The organism is Telluria sp. LT1R51-2 (assembly GCF_059685775.1).
This window is the reverse complement of sequence record NZ_JCASIM010000001.1, coordinates 1,306,511-1,323,163: the sequence shown is the minus strand read 5'-3', so window position 1 is coordinate 1,323,163 and position 16,653 is coordinate 1,306,511. Positions and strand designations below refer to the sequence as shown.

Here is a 16,653-nt window from a genome sequence, read left to right as displayed (position 1 = left end):
CCATGAAACTGCTGCTGGTTGGATCAAGCGGACTGGTCGGAAGCCACGTGCTGGAGATGGCACTGGCCGATCCGAAGGTCACGTCGGTGGTAGCGCCCACGCGGCGAGCGCTGCCGGCGCACCCCAAGCTGCAAGCGCCCGTCGTCGATTTCGATGCCTTGCCGCAGGATGCCGCCTGGTGGCAGGCCGACGCCGTCATCTGTACGCTTGGCACCACGATGCGCAGCGCTGGCTCGCAGGATGCGTTCCGGCGTGTAGACCATGATTACCCGCTGGCCGTGGCCACGCTGGCGCGCCAGCATGGCACACCGTGTCACGTGCTGAACTCTGCGCTCGGCGCCGATGCCCGCGCGCGCTTTTTCTACAACCGCGTCAAGGGCGAGCTCGAACGCGACCTGGCGGCGCTGGGATTCGCGTCGCTGACCCATGTGCGCCCCGGCCTGATCGGCGGACAGCGCCAGGAGCGACGCCTGGGCGAACGCGTGTCCGGCATCGTGCTGGAACTGCTCGGGCCCGTGCTGCCACGCCGCTGGCGCATCAACCCTGCCCCGCGCATCGCGCACGCCTTGATCGAGGCTGCGCTGCAGGCGCGCCCTGGCCTGCACATCGTCAGCTCCGATCAACTGGTGTAAGCGGACTACAGCTTCACGTTCAGTGAGATATAGGCAGCCCGGCCATTGCCCGATGAGTACATCGGCTGCGCCTGGCTTGCCGGCCAGAAGAAGTTGTCGTACCACGCGTACTCATAATTGCGGTCCGCAATATTCTTGACCTGCACATCGATGCTGGTGCGCGCCGAGATCGCATAGCGCACGTTCGCATCGAACAGCACGAAGCCGCCAAACTTGCCCAGCTCGTTGGGCGTATCGATGTAGTAGTTGCCCTGCGAGCGGCCCTGCAAACCGAAGCGCCAGGTGTCCGAGTGCCTGTAATCCAGGCTCACATTGGTGATGTGGCGCGGCGTCGAGAACACCTCCTTGCCGGCCAGCGAAACACCATTCGTGCCCGTGGCCTTGCGCACTTCGGCCATTTGCAGCGAGTGCGACAGCGACAGTTCCAGCTTGTCAGTGACCTTGCCCGAGAGCTGGAAGTCCAGGCCTTCACGGCGCGTCTCGCCCAGCCCCACCGTGGTGCCGGTGGCCGGCATATTCGCCACTTCGCCCGTGGCATCCTGACGCCAGAGCGCCAGGCGCAAATCGCTGCGCGTGGTGGGCTTGAGCTTGACGCCCACTTCCTTGCCAGTGTTCACCGACGCGTCGAACGGCGCCTGGCCCGGCACCAGATAGGCCGGCCCCACGGAGCCCGTCAGGATCTGGAACGTGCGGCCCCAGTTGCCGTAGACGCTGATATCGGTCGCCGGACTCCAGACCATGCTGAACTTGGGTTGCTTGATCCAGCCGTACTCCTGCAGCCCCACGCTCGTGCCACCCGCCAGCGGCTGGTTGCCGGTGAAGCGGTCGACCCGGTAGCCCGGCACGAGCTGGATCGTGTCGGTCGCCTTGATCACCGCCTGCATATAGGCGCCGACATTGTTGAACTTGTAGCGGTCGTCGTTCTGGGTGCGGGCCGGCGTCGAAAAGTCCGTCGGGATCGCAAAGTTGTAGCGCAGGCGGCGGTAGCCATTGTCCTGACGCTCGGTGTTCACACCGCCGTCAACCGTGACGCGCTCGTTCGCGCGCCATGTCAGCGTGCTCATGAAACCAAGCTGTTCTTCGTCCCACAGCCGGCGCTGACGCGGCGCATTGCCTTCAGGATTGCTGGTGAAGGTGACGCGGCGGTCGTCCTTGTATTCGTTGTAGTACAGCTTGTTGCTGAGGAACGCGTTCGGCGTGATGTGCCAGTCAAGGTGCGCGCTGGCGTGGTGCATGTCGCGGTCGGTCTTGTCGTTGGCGTTCTTGCGCGGCGACTGGCGGCGGTCGGCAGCGAGTTCGGCGGCAGTCAGAAAACCCGGCTCGCCCGACGTGTGCTCGTAGGTACGCACGACCAGGCCGGCCGTGACCGTCTTGTCGTTGGACGTAACGAACCACTTGCCACCGATCGAGTATTTGTTGGAGTCGCCGTTCGCGCGGTAGCTGTCGGTCAGTTGTTTCGCCACGAAATAATTTTGTGCAAAGCCATCGGCTTCGCGGCCATACGCCGCCTGCACTTCGCGCGTGTTGAAGCTGCCGTAGGTGAACCGGCTGTCAAAGTAATTGCCGCCCTGGCGCGTGCCGATGTTCAGGTTGCCACCGATATTGTGCAGCCCATAGCGTGGGTCATTCGTGCCGCGTACCACTTCGATATAGTCGACCTCGAGCGGGAAGATCATGTCGATAAAGCGTTGGTTGCCGCTGTTGACATTGCTCGGGATGCCGTCGATCAGCACCTTGATGCCGTTGATATAGCCTTCGCCGTTGAACGCGCGAAAGCTCGCTTTGCCCGATTCGGCGCCCATCCGCGTTTCGGTCAGTTGCACGCCCGGCAACTGGCCAACCAGTTCCCAGCTGTTGGTCACGTTCTTGTCTTCGATCTTGTCCGCACCCAGCACATCGACCGATGTCAGGACGCGGCTCGAGCGCAAGGCGCCGGCGTCGCGCTGGGCGCTCACGCGCACCTCGCCCATGACGATCGCCGGTTCGGCAGCGTGGGCGAACGTGGACCCGAGGGTTGCCAGGGTAAGTGCATGGGCAATTGGAAGGAGCTTGAATGTCATCAGAAAAACCTTGTCATGAACGGCGCACGCGGCGATGCGCGCTGAGTCGATAATGATAAACCATTCTCAGTAGAGATGGCAACATGCAAGATGTTGCCGGGCATCCGGTATGCTGAATCATCGCCCCATTAAGGCAAACCAACTTGCCATGAAAATTCTGTATATGAAGCATCTCACCACCCTCCTGTTCGCCGCTCTGCTGGCCAACCCTGCGATGGCCCAAGCCAACGAGTTTCGCTGCCTGGTCTCGGTCGACGCCGCGACGCCCATCCGGCTTCAGTTCGACTTCCCACAATCCGAACACGCACACGCCGCCGTGCGCTATCAGCGCGGCAGCATGCCCATCCTGCTGCGGGCGCTCAAGACGAGTTCAGTGGAGATGACACCGGGCAGACCGTTCGAGTTCACCACAATCTGGCAGGAACCGGGCAAGAACGGCGGCACGTACACCGTTGCGACCCAGGGTGCGCTCATTAACCAATTTGCGTATCAGCGTGCCCGGGACAAGAAGACATTCACCTTCGAGGAAGACGTCGGCGCAATGGAAACATCACGCTGCAAGTGGAAAAAGTAACGGGCGAAAAAAAGCCGCAGCGGGGATGACGCCAGGCTTGGCATCATCCCCGCTGCGGCGGTTACTCCAGACGCTGATCAGCGGTTCGGCACCACGCGCCAGACGGTGTTCGCCAAATCGTCAGCGATGATCAGCGCGCCGCGCGGATCGACCGTGACGCCGACCGGACGACCGCGCGTCTTGCCGTTGGCATCCCGGAACCCGGTGGCGAAGTCGATTGCCGCGCCAGCTGGGCGACCGTTCGCGAACGGCACGAAGATCACCTTGTAGCCCACCGGATTGTCGCGGTTCCAGCTGCCGTGTTCGCCGACAAATGCGCCATTGGCGAATTTTGCGCCCATGGTCGGCAGCGAGAAGTGCAGACCCAGCGCCGCGACGTGCGAGCCCAGGCCATAGTCCGGCTTGATCGCTGCCGCCACTTTTTTCGGGTTCGGCGGCATCACGCGCGGGTCCACGTTCTGGCCCCAGTAGCTGTACGGCCAGCCGTAGAAACCGCCCTCTTTCACCGACGTCAGATAATCCGGCACCAGGTCCGGGCCCAGCTCGTCGCGCTCGTTCACGACCGACCACAGCTGGCCCGTTTCCGGGTTCATCGCCAGCGCCGTCGGGTTGCGCAGGCCCGTGGCGTACGGCTTGTGGGCGCCCGTCGTCACATCGATCTGCCAGACCATCGCGCGGTCGACTTCGGCTTCCATACCGCGCTCGGTGATGTTGCTGTTCGAACCGATACCGACGTAGACATAGCGGCCATCGGGGCTGATGGTCATCGCTTTCGTCCAGTGGTGGTTGATCTCGGCGGGCAGTTGGGTGAGCGTGACCGGCGCTGCGGCAGCCTTGGTCTGACCCGGCTGGTAATCAAAGGTGACGACCGCATCCTGGTTCGCCACGTACAGCTTGTTGTTGGCAAACGCCAGGCCGTATGGGGCGTTCAGGTTTTCGGCGAACACGGTCTTGAGCTCGTACTGGCCATCACCGTCCGCATCGCGCAGCAGCGTCAGGCGATTGCCGCCCTTCACCTTGGTATTGCCCTGCGCCTTGATGTAGCCGGCAATGACGTCTTTCGGCTTGAGCTTGGCCGCGCTGCCGCCACGCCCTTCCGCTACCAGGATATCGCCGTTCGGCAGCACCAGCATCTGGCGCGGGATCTTCAGGTCGGTCGCGATGGCCGTGATGCTGTAACCCTCCGGCACGGTCGGCTTCTGATCGCCCCATGCAGTCGGCTCGGCAATTTTCATGCTTGGAAACAGGCCGCGCTCGGGCGCCGGCAGTTTCGGATCCGGGCCGCTGGCCAGGTTGGTATTGGCTTCGTTGCTGCAGGCGCTGGCCAGCAGGGTCATGCTGAACAGGGCAAGTGCGCTCGAGCGATTCATTTCAGTCCTCCCGAACGTGGGTTAAGGCCTATGACAGCGGTAATGCAAATCAGGATAAAGACGATGGCCGACAGCAACAGGCCGGTCGGCATGAGCGCCCAGGCATCCTTGGCATGCTGAAAAGCATTGACCAGGCCGATCACGAAGGTCAGCAGCAGCAGCACGAAGTAGTTCAACGGCCGACCGGCCATTGGCCTGGCGCGCAGCAGATTGACCAGCGCGAACACGAGCGCCAGCCCGGCGAACAGCAAGGCGCCGGCGTTGAGCCACGAAGCAAAATTGCTCCACTGGATCTGGTAGGTGGTGTAGTAGGTGTAATCGCTGAGCAATGCGCCGAGGAACAGCGACACGCTGCCTGCGAGCAGGATCGTATGGAGTACGCCTGGCGGGCGGACGTACGTTGCGCTGGCCGTGGTGACAGTAGACATGGGGTTGACCTTATTGGTAATTTTGATAACGCAGATCATAGCGGCTATGCAGCGAGACTGTCGCCTCGTTGAGTCCGGCACGAATCTGGTACGAATCCGGCGCGAATCCGGCGCGACTCCCGCGTCGCTCTCATGCCAAAGGTGGTCGATGTGCGTGACGCTGCCGGCAACGCCGGGGCGTACAGAGATCAGTCGCGCCGGTTGGACGCCAGCGCGATGCGGTACGTGGCGCAGGCGCCATCGGGCGCCGGACGATGGTCGATCCCGACCGACAGCAAGGGCCGGCGCGAGGCGCCCGAGCCGGCCAGGGTCTCGGCCCGCAGTTGCTCCTGGCCTGTCACGCTGACGTATCGAAGGGGCCGCTCGACCGGCCACTGCGTGCACGACTGCAACTGAGCGTTGCGCGTGACGACCTGGAAGACCAGTGGCAGCATGACCGCGTGCCGATACGCCGCCCCGCGCCACAGTTCGGCGCCATCGGGCGTATGACGCAGCAGCAATCCTTCGCGCAGCATCAGCGCTGCCGTGTCGAGGCTGGGGATGAAACGCAGGTGCATGGCCATGCCCACCGGATGTTCGTGGCTGACCACGATAGCCACCAGAGGCCGATACGGGGCCATTGCCTTACCGGCCTCGCAGGGCCGTACCGCGCGGCAGATGCTGCTGCAGCGCGGCCACGCAGCGCGCGGCCATCTGTTCCTGATCGCCGATAGCGGCATCGATTGCGCCATCGATCCCGCTGGCGCGGTCGAACTGCGCGTACCACAGCACCGCGCCGCCGGCACCGTGCCGCAGGATCAAGGACACGCGCAGCAGCGCGGCGTCCTGGCGCACCGTGCCCTCGAGCAGGTAGCGCGCGCGCGACTGGCTGTCGGCCGGGGCCGGGCTGTCTCCGCCGGGCAGGCTGAGCGAGCGCAGTTCCCGGTACAGCCGGAAGCCCAACTCGTCATTCAGGCCTGCCGTGAAGTGACTGGCCGCTGCACCGGCGCACAGGCAGATGAGCGGGCTGAACAGCAATAGCGGCGCACCGGCAGGCACCGGCCCGCCTGCTCCCTGGTCGTCAGCGGGCAGGATGCGGGCGTGATAACGCCCTGGCGGCACACTGATGCGCAAGGCATCAAGGACGCCTTCATCGGCGTAATACGCGGTCAGGCGCAGACGCAGACGCCCTGCCTGGACCCGGACGATGGGATCGTCTGCCGGGGAATACGCTGCCGGATCGCGGCCGAACACGGCCACGCCGATCTCGTGTTCCGGTGGCGACGCATCTGCGTCGTCGCACACCAGCACGCGCTCGACCAGATAAACCAGCAACGCCGTGCAGCGGCGTGCCTTGGCAAATTGCTTGCTGGTCAGGACACGTCGTAATGCCTCGCGGATGGCGTCGTCCGAACAGGGACGCGGTTCGTTGCCCACGGCCAATGCGCTGGTGATCAGTGACAATGCAGGCTGGTTCATCATGCTCTCCGGTAAGTCGTGCTGCTCGATCCCTGCGCGAACACTCTACGATGAACACTGTATTGACACCTTCCGGATACCTTCCCGCATTGCCCTGCACGTCAAGTCATTGATTCATTTGTCAAATCCCCGGCGCGAACGCGAGTGGGGGCGTTGCCGGACCAACCAGCCGCCAAAAGCAACTGAAACATTGACAGGTTTACAAAACCATCTTTTACGTGCCATATTGAAAGCCTGCCATCATCGCAAGCGTTTTTTGCTTGCCACGGCACACGAGGATGCGCCTCGCCCATGCTCAGGGAGTGATCTTGACACACGCATCGCAACCCGAATTACGCGCACTGCAAGAAGGCGATCCGTTGCTCGCGGGCGGTCGCTTTCTGTTGGGCGACTGGACAGTCGACCTGGCGGCGCACCGGATCGCGCGTGGTGACAACGTGGTGGCGCTGGAGCCGCGGCCGATGGCCGTGCTGGCGGAACTGTGCCGGCGCTGCGGCGAGGTGGTCACGGCCGACGCCCTGCTTGATGCCTGCTGGCCGGGCCAGGTCCAGGGCGACAACCAGGTGCACAAAGTCATCGCCGGCCTGCGCCGGGCGCTGCAGGACGCCGCCACCAGTCCACGCTATATCGAAACGATCCGCAAGCAGGGCTACCGGCTGATCGCCCCGATCCGCGTGCTGTCCGACAACGGGCCGCGCAGCCTGAGCGGCGCATGGCGCGGTACCTCGCCCTTCCGTGGTCTGGAACCGTTCGGGACGGAACATGCCGCCGTCTATTTCGGCCGCGACGACGCCATCCGGCAGTTGCACCGCCGCCTCGGCGAGCAGCAGGCGCGGGGCCACGCGCTGGTCGTGCTGCTGGGGCCCAGCGGTTCCGGCAAGACATCGCTGGTGCGTGCCGGCCTCATCCCCGCCATGCTGGCCGCGCCGGTGCCGGGCGATGAACGCCTGCGGGCCTGCACCGCGACCGTGCTCGACCTGGGCGCGCTCGACGCGAGCGGCCCATGGCAGGCGCTGGCCGGGGCGCTGCTCGACTGGGAGTTTGCCAATGTCGCGCTGTTGTCGGGCCACAGCATCGCCTCGCTGGCGGAGTTGCTGCATGGCGAGCCAGATGACATGCTGCGCTTGCTGCGGATCGGTTTGCAGGCACAGCGCACTGATAACGCAGGCTTGCCGCTGCTGGTGCTGGATCGCCTGGAGGGCCTGTTCGAGCCAGCCAGGGACGCGGACCGCCAGGCGTTTCTCGACTGTATCGAACGGCTGGTCCGCAGCAGCATGGTGCTGGTGCTGGCCGTCTGCCGCAACGACTTTTATCCCCGCCTGGCGTGCCACCGTCTGCTGATGCACGGCAAGGAGCACGGGGCGCACATGGACCTGGCGCCACCCGACGCCCAAGCCATCATGCAGATGATCCGCCTGCCGGCACGCGCGGCCAACCTGACCTATGGCAGCGACGCGAGCAGCCTGAACCGGCTGGACGACCGCTTGTGCGCCGATGCGATGCAGGCCGGCGATGCCTTGCCGCTGCTGCAAACCACGTTGCAGACGCTGTATCTGGCGCGCGCGCCCGGCGACGAACTGACCTGGGCTGCGTACGATGCGCTGGGTGGCCTGGAAGGTGCGATCAGCAGCCGGGCCGAAGCGGTCCTGGCAGTCTTGCCGGACCCGCAACAGGCAGCGCTGGCGCGACTGCTGCCGCGCCTGGTAACCCTGTCGGCCGAGGATGCATCGCCCACCAGCCGCTCTGTGATCGGCGCCAGCCTCACCGACCTGCACGAGCGCGCACTGACCGAGGCGCTGATCGACGCGCGCCTGCTGGTGGCCGACCGCCTGGGCGGTGGCGAGATCGGTTTTCGTGTCGCGCACGAAGCCTTGCTGCGCCGCTGGCCACGCGTGACGGCGTGGGTCGCGCAGCACCGCGTCGCACTGACCGCACGCGCCGAACTGGCGCCCTGGGTCCGGCGCTGGCTGGACAGCGGACGGGCCAAGGCCTGTCTGCTGCCACGGGTGCCGCTGTTGTGGCAATCGAGCAGCGCGGTGCGCGCCGCACCGCAACTGTTCGGGCGCGACGAACACGACTTCGTGGCGCGCTCCCTGGCACGCCTCAAGGCGCACACGCGCTGGCGCGTGGCCGCCCTGGCTGGCGCCCTGGCGCTGGCGGCAACTGCCGGCCTGGCCGCCGTGCGCAATGCGCAGCTGGCCGAGACTGTGACGGCGCGCGAGCTGCAGAGCCGGCGCCTGGCCACCTTCATGCTGGGCGAGCTTGCCGACCAGCTGCGCCCGATCGGCAAGCTCGATCTGCTCGCCAGCATCGGTGAACATGGTTTGCAGGTGCTCAATCCTCACGACATCCGCGACGAACTGCCGGCTGACACCTTGCAGCGTGCCAAGGCGCTGGTCGTGATCGGCGAAGTCAACAGCAGTCGCGGAACGCACCAGCTCGCGATGGCCGGCACGGCGCTGGCGCGTGCCTACAACCTGCTCTCGGCGATGGGGCCGGCACCAGGCATCGATCTTGGCGAGTACTACAAGACGCTGGGCGCCAGCGCATTCTGGCTCGGCCAGATGGCCTACGACGCCGGCCACCTGGATGAGGCCACCGCGCAGATGACCCGCTATCGCGCCGCCAGCCAGGCCTGGCTGGCCGCCGCACCGGCGCATCCCCAGGCCAGGGCCGAGCTCGGGTTTGCGCTTGGGAGCCTGAGTTCGATTGCGATGCGCAGGGGCCGCTGGGTTGACGCGCAGCGCGGCTTCGACGCATCGCTGGCGCTCAAGCTGGCCGTGCTGGCCGACCATCCGGGCGACGTCGATGCCCAGGATGCGGTGGCCAGCGCGCGTGCCTGGCTGGGCCAGGTGGCGCACCTGACAGGCAACAGCGCGCACGCGCTGGCGCTGTACGACACCGCGCGCGCGGTGCAACAACAGCTGCAACAGGCGCGCCCGGGCGAATCGGTACGACTGCGCGACCTGGCCGTCATCGAAAGCCGGCGCGCCGAAGCCTTGCAGGCACTGGGCCGGCGCGACGAGGCGATCGCTGCCAGGCAGGCGGCCGTGACCTGGATGCACCAGGCGCTGGTCGATGGCGCCAGCAACGCCTTCTGGCAGGCGGAAAGCCTGCTGGCCGACAGCGCCCTGCTGCTGGCGCAGGCGGACGCCGGCCGGCCCATCGACGCGCAGCTCGCTGCGCTGCAGCGCCGCCTGGCAAGCGCTGGCAAGGGCAACGAGGACATCCGCGAGTGGCGCCAGAGCTTGATGCAGACGCGCCTTGCTGTCGCCGCGCAGGCCATGCGGACACGCGACCGGGCTGCTGCGCGCGCCGCGGCCAGCAGCGTGGCGCAGGACGTGCGCAGCTTGATGGCGCAGTACCCGTTTCTGTGGCAGGGCCGCGAACTGCAGGCACGGGCCGGCCTGCTGCTGCTGCAGGCCGATGCCAGTGCTGCCGACGGGTCGTACCCGACCGTCCTGTGCCGGGCAACGCGCAATGCATTGCAACCGGCAATCGACACCGGCCAGGCAGGCTTCGTACGTGAAGCGTGGCTCGTGGCACGCGCATGTGCAGGGGAAGGCGCCGTCACCGGCGCCGATGTGCAAACGCTGACGATGGGCGGCTACCGGCCGCAGTCGTCAGCCTTTCTCAACGCAGTACCAATCAGGAACGCACCATGACAACAGCAGCCCCGAACGCTATCACATCCGTGCCAGGTAGTGCCCCTGTCTTTTTCGTCGTGCCCGTCATCCCCGACGACGGCAGCGTGGAACGTGTTTTGTATTACGCCCAGGCGGACGGTGCGCAGGAGTGGGAAAAGATCTCCCCGAAAGAGCTCAACACCAAACACGGCGGAAGCGACGCCGATAGCGTGATGCTGTACCAGCCGGACGTCGACACCATCCTGCAGCACACCCATCTGACGGTGGATCGCCTCGACCGGAGTGTCACCCTGTACGCGGGGGTGGCGCGCACCCTGTCGGTCAGCGACGATATCCTTCCGAGCGCCTGCCAGTTCGACGGCAACCGGTTCATGCTCGTGCCGGTCGCACCCCACACGACGCGTGTGTGATCCTCGTGTTCAGCAAGCGCGCTGCCGGCAAATCGTCAGCACCTGTCGTCGAGCTGATCGCCACGACGGATCCTGAAATCAAGAACGGCGTGGGCAAATAAAGCCGCCAGCGATCATCTGGCCAGGTTCGACGCGGCGCCGCGCCAATAGAACTGCGCACGACTGCGCCAGATGATCAGCAGGGTCACGCAAAGTGTCGCCGTGGCGACCCAGGCAAACGACCCTGCACCGAACTGGCCCAGCAACATGCCACCGACCACGCTGCCGGCAAAGATTGCCAGATTCCACACGGTCGTCATCATCGACTGCGCCACGTCCTGGGCCGGCCCCGACGCATTGGACAGCGACGTCACGAACAAGGTTGCAGCGCCGCCGAACGCCAGTCCCCAGATGGCCACCGCCAGATACACTGCGGCCGGCGCGCCTGGCCACAGCGCCAGCGTCACGCTCGCCAGCAGGAACAAGCCGGTGCTCATCATGACCAGCTGCCGCAGCCAGCGGTCGACCAGCGCACCCACCAGCAGCAGGCTCAGCAACGCAGCACCGCCGAACAGCGCGAGCAAAAAGTCCACGCGCGGCGCCAGTCCGGCCAGCGTCACGAGCGGCGCGATATAGGTGTACAACAGGTTGTGGGTGACGACGTACAGCAGCAGCACCGCCAGCACGGTCCGCACGCCGGGGAGCGCAAACACCTGCGCCACGCGCTGGCGTTGCTGGCCGGGGATCGCGCGCAGCGCCGGCAGCCGCAGCACGATCCACAGCATCAGCAGCGCGGCCAGCGCACTGAGCGCGCCGAACGCGATGCGCCAGCCGACCAGATTACCGACATAGGTGCCGAGCGGAATGCCGACCGTCAGCGCCAGCGGCGTGCCCGCCATCGCGATGGCAATCGCCCTGCCCTTGTGCTGCGGCGCGACCATGCGCGCAGCGTAGCCGACCAGCATGGCCCAGGCCAGCCCCGCCGCCACGCCACCCAGGAAACGGGCGACGAAGATCAGCGTCAGGCTCGTGGACAGCGCGGTGATCGTGTTGGCAATCACGAAGCCCGCCATGGCGGTGAGCAGCAAGGTGCGGCGACCGACGCCTTGCGTAGCGGCCGCTAATGGGATCGCGGCCAGCACCGAGCCCAGTGCGTAAATGCTGATCAGCTGCCCCATCACGGATTGCGAACTGTTCAGGCTGGCGGCAAGCTGCGGCAGCAGCCCGGCGGGCAAGACTTCGGTGAGGATAACAACGAAGCTGACCATCGTCAGCGCCAGCAGTGATGTCAGCGGCAGCTTCGGCACGGCGGGTTGATCACGAAGTTCGTCGGGGTGCTGCAAGGTATCTGGTGTCATGTGAAATGCCATGGCGAACGCCGCAGCGGCGGCGCATGGTTGACCCATGCACCGCCGCTGCGAACGCTGAGGAAAGAAAAAAGTGCGGCCTGGCGAATCAGACGGCCAGATCGACCCGGCTGCCGCTGCGGTCGGACGCGATGATCGCGTCGATCACCGCATGCATCCTGACCGCGTCGGCGAAGGTTGGCGCCAACTGCGTGCCATCGCGCACGTCGCGCACATACGCCGCATACAGATGGGCCAGCTCGGCCACGCTGCCGCCCAGGTCGTGTTCGGGCAGCCAGTCGTACTGCGCCGGCACAGGCAGCGCATGCAACGGCTGGGCATCGCCGCGCGCGCCTTCGATCAGATTGACCGATGGACCGAAGCTGGTCGCATTGATGATGCGCAGGTCGCCTTCGGTCCCCGTCAGGTCGATCTGCACGCCGGCGTTATTGCGCTTGCCCGCCTCGAGCTGCACCGACAGCACGGCGCCGTTGGCGAAAGTACCGGTGACCAGCACCTGATCGGGATTGGTGCGCGGCAGCGTCGCGCCGGTGTCGACGATCGTCACTTGCTTGATCTGGTTGGCCGTCAGCGCACTCAGCGTGCGCGGAAAACCGAAGTGCCTGAACAGGATGTCGAGAAAGTGCCCGCCGAAGATCGGCAGCAGATCCGAGAAATTCTCGGTCGGCACCGTATAGGCCAGATAGCCCATGCGGCGCGCGCCGAACGCGTCGACGCTGACATGCATGCGCACCGAACGCAACGCGCCGATGTAGCCCTCGGCCAGCAGATCCGACATGTAGCGGTAGCTCGGCGACAGGCGGCGCTGCAGGCCCACAACGTGGCGCACACCGGCTTGCTCGGCCAGCGCTGCCAGCTCGGCCGACACGGCGGTGCTGGTAGTCAGCGGCCATTCCGAATACACGTCCTTGCCAGCGGCAATGGCGGCGCGGATGGCTGCCTCATGCTGCGGCGCCTGGTTCAGCACCAGCACCAGATCGACCTCAGGATGCTCGACGAGCGCCTGCAGCGACGTGACGGGATACGCAATGCCATGGCGCGCGGCCAGTGCCTGGGCCTTATCAAAGCTGCGGCTGTACACGGCCGTCAGTTCGAACTCGGGCAACAAGGCCAGCGACGGGATATGGCCATACTCGGCCCAGGTACCGGCGCCGACGATGCCGACGCGGATTTTTTTCACAGACACTGCGGGAGTGGATGAAATGGTCATGCGAGAGACTCCCTTGAAACTGTTGGACCAGCAAATGCGGCATCCAGCATTTTAACGGGGGTGCACCGATCCTGCTGCGGAGCAGGCTAAAGTGAAAAGCTGGGGTCAGGTCTGACATTCGGACACGAGCGCGACCGTCGGGTAGTCGGGAATGTCTCGTACGTTCAGAAAGCGGGGGTCAAAAGCGGGGGTCAGGTCTGACATTCGGACACGAACGCGACCGTCGGCTAATCGGGAATGGCAAGCGCCGGACTACCCATACACTGGGCAAGACACCATTGAAAGCCGTTCAGGCTGAGGCCGTGTCTGAATGTCAGACCTGACCCCAGCTGTCCAGCTGTCCAGCTACCATTAGAAGGGGCTAACGCTGAGGCCGTGTCCGAATGTCAGACCTGACCCCGGCTGTGCCAAGTGGCAAGCAGACGGGCCACCAAAGAAAAAAGCCACCTCGCGGTGGCTTTTTTCATCGTTCTTGGCGGAGACGGTGGGATTCGAACCCACGATACAGGTATAAGCCGTATGCATCCTTAGCAGGGATGTGCCTTCGGCCACTCGGCCACGTCTCCAATCAGTGCCACCGTTTCCGTCAGCGCTGAGTGCAAGCATCTTAAGGGTTGGTGCTCATTTGGTCAAGAAAACACACCCAAAAAATTGCAAACTGGCTTAACTTTGTTCGAGATTAAACGACTTGTGCAGGGCGCGCACGGCCAGTTCCATGTATTTTTCGTCGATCAGCACCGAGATCTTGATCTCCGACGTCGAGATCATCTGGATGTTGATGCCCTCCTCCGACAGCGTGCGGAACATGTCCGAGGCCACGCCGACGTGGCTGCGCATGCCCACGCCAACTGCCGAGACCTTCGACACCTTGGCGTCGCCGACGATCTTCGCCGCGCCCAGGATGTCCTTCTGATCTTCCAGCACCTTCATCGCCTGCACATAGTCATTGCGCGAGACCGTGAAGGTGAAGTCGGTCTTGCCCTCCACCGACTGGTTCTGGATGATCATGTCGACTTCGATATTGGCTTCGGCGATCGGGCCCAGGATGTGGAAGGCGACGCCCGGCTTGTCCGGCACGCCCAGGACGGTGATCTTTGCTTCATCGCGATTGAAGGCGATGCCGGAGATGACGGCTTGTTCCATATTGCTTTCTTCCTCAAACGAAATCAGGGTGCCGGAGCTGGCTTCTTCGGCCAGGGGCATCAGGGGATCGGTCAGCGACGACAGCACGCGCGTCGGCATCTGGTAGTTGCCTGCGAACTCGACCGAGCGGGTTTGCAGCACTTTCGAGCCCAGTGACGCCAGCTCGAGCATTTCTTCGAAGGTGATCTTCGACAGGCGGCGCGCCTCGTCGACCACGCGCGGGTCGGTCGTGTAGACGCCGTCGACGTCGGTGTAGATCAGGCATTCGTCGGCCTTCAGCGCGGCCGCAATGGCCACCGCCGACGTGTCCGAACCGCCGCGGCCAAGGGTCGAGATATTGCCGTCCTCGTCCATGCCCTGGAAACCCGTGATGATGACGATCTTGCCGTTGGCCAGGTCGCGCATGACACGCGTGTCGTCGATCGACTGGATGCGCGCTTTCGTGAACGACGAATCGGTGCGGATGCCCGCCTGCCAGCCGGTGTACGACACCGCGTCCTTCCCGATGGCCAGCAGCGCCATGGCCAACAGGCCCACGGACACCTGCTCGCCCGTCGAGGCGATCATGTCCAGTTCGCGTGGATCGGGCTGGTCCATGATCTGCTTGGCCAGACCGATCAGGCGATTGGTTTCGCCCGACATGGCGGACGGTACGACGACGATCTGGTGACCTGCGTCGTGCCACTTGGCCACACGGGCCGCGACATTCTTGATACGGTCCGTCGATCCCATCGACGTCCCGCCATATTTGTGGACAATTAAAGCCATATCAGGAAGGGTTCCAGCTAGGGTAAGGATCAAAAAGGGACCCTTACTCTAGCATGGTGCAGCGCGGCATCACAAGGCTCGTTGGCGGAAAAGCTATACGAAAAGAACATAACCTAATGCTTTTCGCAACGCCACTGGCCGCGCCTGCCTCTCTGCCTCAGGCCGTCTTCGCTTCCCAGCGCAATTCGATCCTCTCCTCGCCGTCTTCCAGCACATGCGCGCAATCCATCCCGATGCCGGCGGCGAACAACAGCTCGCGGCCACGGCTGACGGTGGGCAGGCGCTCGCGCTCCCAGGCCGGCACGCCCAGCGCCTGGAAGTGCGCCTTGAGGCCGCGCGTGGGCCGGTTGGAAGCCGTCTTGAGGCGCTCGCCGCCCTTGCGGAAATCGATCATCAACGGCAGCGCGCGCAACCACGCGGCGTCGAAGCCCCTTGCGGCCGGCACGAAGTGCAGCACGCCGCCGTAGGCCGGAAATGCCATCGACGCTTCGCCCTGCCAGCGGAAGCGCTGCCCTTCCTTGACGAAGATGCCAAGGTCGTCCGGGTCACGCATGCCTTCCAGTTCCGGCAAGTGCGGCGTCAGGTACAGCTTGCCGCGGTGGCGGCGGATGTGGCAGTCAGGATGCGTGACCTTCAGCTGCGCATCGTCGCGCGCCGAGAACAATTGCCAGACCATCTCGGCGAGCCACGCCGTCGACGGCATCGCCAGCCCGCGTACGGCGAACAGATGGCGCAGGCAATTGTCGATGCGGTCGGCGCTGAGCGCGCCGAGCACCGCGAGATCAACCGCATCGCCGTCCAGGCAGGCGGCCAGGTCCTGCGCCGCCAGTTCTTCGAGCATGCGCTGGGCCGACGCCACGTGCGCGGCGCCGCGCGCCAGGCGCGCCTGGAAGCCGGGAAAGTTCGCGGCCAGCGCCGGCATCACCTGATGGCGTAGCGCGTTGCGTGCATAGCGCGCATCCTGGTTGGATTCATCCTCGACCCAGCGCAAAGCATGCGTCGCGGCGTAGGCCTCGAGCGCCGCGCGCGCTTGCGTCAGCAGCGGGCGCGCCATCACGGTGACGTCGTCGCCCAGCAGGTTCGGCGAACGGTTGGCCGCTTCCATGCCGGACAAGCCGGCTGGGCCCGAGCCGCGCAGCAATTGCAGCAGCACGGTTTCGGCCTGGTCGTCGAGGTGATGGGCGGTCAGCAGCAGCGTCGCGCCATGCTCACGGCACATGGCGCCCAGCGCCGCATATCTTGGGCGGCGTGCAGCTGCTTCCACGCCGGAGCCGTCGACCGGGATCGTCACGCGACGGTGGTCGAACGGCACACCCAGCGCTGCGCAGCTGCGTTCGCAATGCGCGAGCCAGGCATCGGCGTTCGGGCTCAGGCCGTGATGGACGTGGAAGGCAAATAAGGGGATCCCCTGCTGCGCGCACCAGGGGTGGGCCAGGTGCAGCAAGACCATCGAATCGAGGCCGCCACTGCAGGCGATCGCGATCGAGGTGGGCGTGTAGGTGGTGGACAGGCGCGCGAGCGCCTCATTACATGCTGACGGGACCGATCCGGCTGGATCGGTCCCGCGATTGGTTCTGCTCACTGTTGAGACTCGCTTACTTTTGTTG

The 16,653-nt window shown here is 65.0% G+C and carries 13 protein-coding genes and 1 tRNA gene; 4 read left to right on the top strand and 10 right to left on the bottom strand.

Annotation, left to right across the window (positions count from 1 at the left end; genetic code table 11):
- The first annotated feature begins 2 nt into the window (after nt 1-2).
- Nucleotides 3-632, top strand: coding sequence for a Rossmann-fold NAD(P)-binding domain-containing protein (locus AC56LH_RS05955; RefSeq protein WP_499644808.1), 630 nt, complete (start codon nt 3-5; stop codon nt 630-632).
- 5 nt (nt 633-637) lie between these two features.
- Here the strand turns inward: AC56LH_RS05955 and AC56LH_RS05950 are convergent, their stop codons facing one another.
- Nucleotides 638-2,692, bottom strand: coding sequence for a TonB-dependent receptor (locus AC56LH_RS05950; RefSeq protein WP_499644807.1), 2,055 nt, complete (start codon nt 2,690-2,692; stop codon nt 638-640).
- A gap of 148 nt (nt 2,693-2,840) precedes the next feature.
- Here AC56LH_RS05950 and AC56LH_RS05945 point away from each other — a divergent pair, with 148 nt between their 5' ends.
- Nucleotides 2,841-3,266, top strand: a complete 426-nt coding sequence (locus AC56LH_RS05945; protein WP_499644806.1) for a hypothetical protein — start codon at nt 2,841-2,843, stop codon at nt 3,264-3,266.
- Nucleotides 3,267-3,343: 77 nt separating this feature from the next.
- Here AC56LH_RS05945 and AC56LH_RS05940 read toward each other — a convergent pair whose 3' ends face one another.
- The 4 genes from AC56LH_RS05940 to AC56LH_RS05925 form a co-directional block, all read right to left on the bottom strand.
- The gene (locus AC56LH_RS05940; protein ID WP_499556773.1) at nt 3,344-4,603 is read right to left on the bottom strand and encodes a PQQ-dependent sugar dehydrogenase; all 1,260 of its coding nucleotides are present in this window, start codon (nt 4,601-4,603) and stop codon (nt 3,344-3,346) included.
- Nucleotides 4,604-4,632: 29 nt separating this feature from the next.
- Nucleotides 4,633-5,103 carry a DUF2231 domain-containing protein gene (locus tag AC56LH_RS05935; protein WP_499644804.1) on the bottom strand — a complete coding sequence of 157 codons (471 nt, stop codon included), beginning with the start codon at nt 5,101-5,103 and terminating at the stop codon, nt 4,633-4,635.
- Between the two features lie 149 nt (nt 5,104-5,252).
- Nucleotides 5,253-5,654 carry a hypothetical protein gene (locus AC56LH_RS05930; protein ID WP_499644802.1) on the bottom strand — a complete coding sequence of 134 codons (402 nt, stop codon included), beginning with the start codon at nt 5,652-5,654 and terminating at the stop codon, nt 5,253-5,255.
- A 34-nt stretch (nt 5,655-5,688) separates the two neighbouring features.
- On the bottom strand, nt 5,689-6,525 hold the full coding sequence (locus AC56LH_RS05925; protein WP_499644800.1) for a hypothetical protein: 837 nt from the start codon (nt 6,523-6,525) through the stop codon (nt 5,689-5,691).
- Between the two features lie 305 nt (nt 6,526-6,830).
- Here AC56LH_RS05925 and AC56LH_RS05920 point away from each other — a divergent pair, with 305 nt between their 5' ends.
- Complete coding sequence (locus AC56LH_RS05920; protein ID WP_499644798.1) at nt 6,831-10,187, top strand: nSTAND1 domain-containing NTPase; 3,357 nt, start codon at nt 6,831-6,833, stop codon at nt 10,185-10,187.
- On the top strand, nt 10,184-10,579 hold the full coding sequence (locus AC56LH_RS05915; RefSeq protein WP_499644796.1) for a hypothetical protein: 396 nt from the start codon (nt 10,184-10,186) through the stop codon (nt 10,577-10,579). Before AC56LH_RS05920 ends, AC56LH_RS05915 begins: the two co-directional genes overlap by 4 nt.
- Before the next feature lie 113 nt (nt 10,580-10,692).
- Here AC56LH_RS05915 and AC56LH_RS05910 read toward each other — a convergent pair whose 3' ends face one another.
- From AC56LH_RS05910 to tilS, 5 genes are all read right to left on the bottom strand, one after another.
- The gene (locus tag AC56LH_RS05910) at nt 10,693-11,916 is read right to left on the bottom strand and encodes an MFS transporter (protein ID WP_499644794.1); all 1,224 of its coding nucleotides are present in this window, start codon (nt 11,914-11,916) and stop codon (nt 10,693-10,695) included.
- Nucleotides 11,917-12,013: 97 nt separating this feature from the next.
- A complete protein-coding gene (locus AC56LH_RS05905; protein WP_499644792.1) occupies nt 12,014-13,135 on the bottom strand; it encodes a Gfo/Idh/MocA family protein in 1,122 nt (373 codons plus the stop codon).
- 473 nt (nt 13,136-13,608) lie between these two features.
- Nucleotides 13,609-13,701 (bottom strand) — tRNA-Ser (locus tag AC56LH_RS05900).
- A 97-nt stretch (nt 13,702-13,798) separates the two neighbouring features.
- Nucleotides 13,799-15,046: an aspartate kinase gene (locus tag AC56LH_RS05895; protein ID WP_499644790.1), complete on the bottom strand. Its 1,248-nt coding sequence runs from the start codon at nt 15,044-15,046 to the stop codon at nt 13,799-13,801.
- 157 nt (nt 15,047-15,203) lie between these two features.
- The gene (gene tilS, locus AC56LH_RS05890) at nt 15,204-16,628 is read right to left on the bottom strand and encodes a tRNA lysidine(34) synthetase TilS (RefSeq protein WP_499644788.1); all 1,425 of its coding nucleotides are present in this window, start codon (nt 16,626-16,628) and stop codon (nt 15,204-15,206) included.
- Nucleotides 16,629-16,653 lie beyond the last annotated feature (25 nt).